We start from the raw sequence: 1,851 nt of genomic DNA on the forward strand, positions 1-1,851 counted from the left end.
CCTTCATAAACTACTTTATTGTATGAAGGAAGTGGAATTTGGTGAAAAAAATGCAAAGAAAGGGCTGGCCAAATTTTAGCCAACCCCATCTTTGTTAAGCTAGGTATTAATACCAGCTAGCTCCAACAATGATTAATAGAATGAACAAGACAACGATTAAAACGAAAGTTGAGCCATAACCGCCACCGTAGCCATATCCGCCGTATCCGAAACACATAGATAAATTCACCTCTCTTTAGTAGTTTCAATAATAAGATATGAAATCACTAAAGAAAGTGTATAGGCACGGACAAGCTTATTCATAAATAGACTAAAAAATGAGCATTTATCCTTTCGGCTTGAACACAAGGGCGCCTATGAAACCAAATATAATCGCAGCTGAAACGCCTGAACTTGTTACTTGAAACATTCCGGTTAACACACCAATGATTCCATGGCTGTTGGCATCCTGAAGTGCACCATGCACTAATGAATTTCCAAAACTTGTTATTGGAATCGTTGCTCCGGCCCCTGCAAAATTGACCAACGGTTCATATAAGCCAAAGCCGGACAATACAGCGCCCATTACAACCAACAAGCTTAAGGTATGGCCAGGAGTAAGTTTCGCAACATCAAACAGTAGTTGACCTATAACACAAATAAGGCCACCAATCACAAATGCCCAAAAAAACATTGCTAACATAGAACCACCGCCACTAATTATTCATTTCCATTGCAACTGCGTGAGCAATGCATGGTATTGATTCTTTTTGCTGAAAAGTTAGCGGAGACAACAAGGCACCCGTTGCCACCAACAAAATCCTTTTATAAGTCCCTTTTTTCATTTCATTCAGCAGGTGACCATATAAGACAGTGGCTGAACAGCCTGCACCACTCGCACCTGATTGAACTGGCTGATTATCCTTATAAATAAGAATTCCACAATCCTGAAACTGCTTTCTTTGCAGGTTGAGTCCACTCTTATTTAACAATTCAAAGGCAACATCATGTCCAACCCTGCCTAAATCACCAGTAATAATCAGGTCATAGTAGGAAGGATCGAGTTGCATATCTCTAAAATGGGCCATGATCGTGTCAGCCGCCGCCGGTGCCATGGCACCACCCATATTAAAAGGATCCGACAACCCCATATCAATGACTTTCCCGATCGTGGCTGAGGTAGTTACGGGATAATTTTCCCTTGGATCATTTGGCTGGAGCAGTGCTGCACCGGCTCCAGTTACCGTCCATTGGGCGGTAGGAGGCTTTTGGCTCCCATATTCGGTTGGATAACGGAATTGTTTTTCAACTGCAGCATTATGACTTGAAGCACCAGTCAATACATACTTCGCTCCCTGATAATTTATAACAAATGAAGCTAGTGCCAAGCCTTCCATAGAGGTAGAACAGGCCCCAAATAGTCCAAAATAGGGAATTTGCATGGTTCGGGCAGTAAAACTTGATGGTGTTATTTGATTAATTAAGTCACCAGCAAATAAAAATTGAACTTGTTCCTTCTCCATATTTGCTTTTTTCATAGCAATTTTAATGGCTTCTTCCATTAATACGCGATGTGCTTTTTCATAAGAGTCTTGCTCCATCCACAAGTCCTCATACAATAAATCAAAATCATTGGCCAAATTACTATTTGCCTCAAATGGGCCCCCAGTCACTCCTGTTGCCCTTATCATTGGCCGTTTGTCAAATACCCATGTTTGATGCCCTTTTAGCAATTATATAACCCCCCAAATTGAGAGCAGTGTTCTGATTAATGCCACTATAAAGGCTGAAAATACCCCAAAAAGCAATACGGCCCCTGCAAGCTTAAACATATTTCCGCCGACTCCGAGTACAAATCCTTCCGTCCTATGC

Annotated in this window: 4 protein-coding genes; all 4 read right to left on the minus strand. The window is 41.5% G+C overall.

The features are described 5' to 3' along the window. Positions 1 to 106: 106 nt before the first annotated feature. Entirely contained in the window at positions 107 to 217 is a 111-nt protein-coding gene (locus V7083_RS19900) for a YjcZ family sporulation protein (protein WP_335481189.1), read from the minus strand. Positions 218 to 325: 108 nt separating this feature from the next. Next, positions 326 to 682 carry a stage V sporulation protein AE gene (spoVAE, locus tag V7083_RS19905; RefSeq protein WP_335481191.1) on the minus strand — a complete coding sequence of 119 codons (357 nt, stop codon included), beginning with the start codon at positions 680 to 682 and terminating at the stop codon, positions 326 to 328. 13 nt (positions 683 to 695) lie between these two features. Further along, positions 696 to 1,712: a stage V sporulation protein AD gene (gene spoVAD, locus V7083_RS19910; protein ID WP_335481193.1), complete on the minus strand. Its 1,017-nt coding sequence runs from the start codon at positions 1,710 to 1,712 to the stop codon at positions 696 to 698. Further along, a partial coding sequence (locus V7083_RS19915) for a SpoVA/SpoVAEb family sporulation membrane protein (RefSeq protein WP_335481196.1) occupies positions 1,713 to 1,851 on the minus strand: 139 nt, incomplete at its 5' end.

Source organism: Bacillus sp. JJ1764, assembly GCF_036962145.1.
In the GTDB taxonomy this organism is placed as follows: domain Bacteria; phylum Bacillota; class Bacilli; order Bacillales; family Cytobacillaceae; genus Neobacillus.

Coding starts and splice junctions, on each gene's coding strand:
- V7083_RS19900 (WP_335481189.1), bottom strand. CDS start 217: ATGTGTTTCGGATACGGCGGATATGGCTACGGTGGCGGTTATGGCTCA.
- spoVAE (WP_335481191.1), bottom strand. CDS start 682: ATGTTAGCAATGTTTTTTTGGGCATTTGTGATTGGTGGCCTTATTTGT.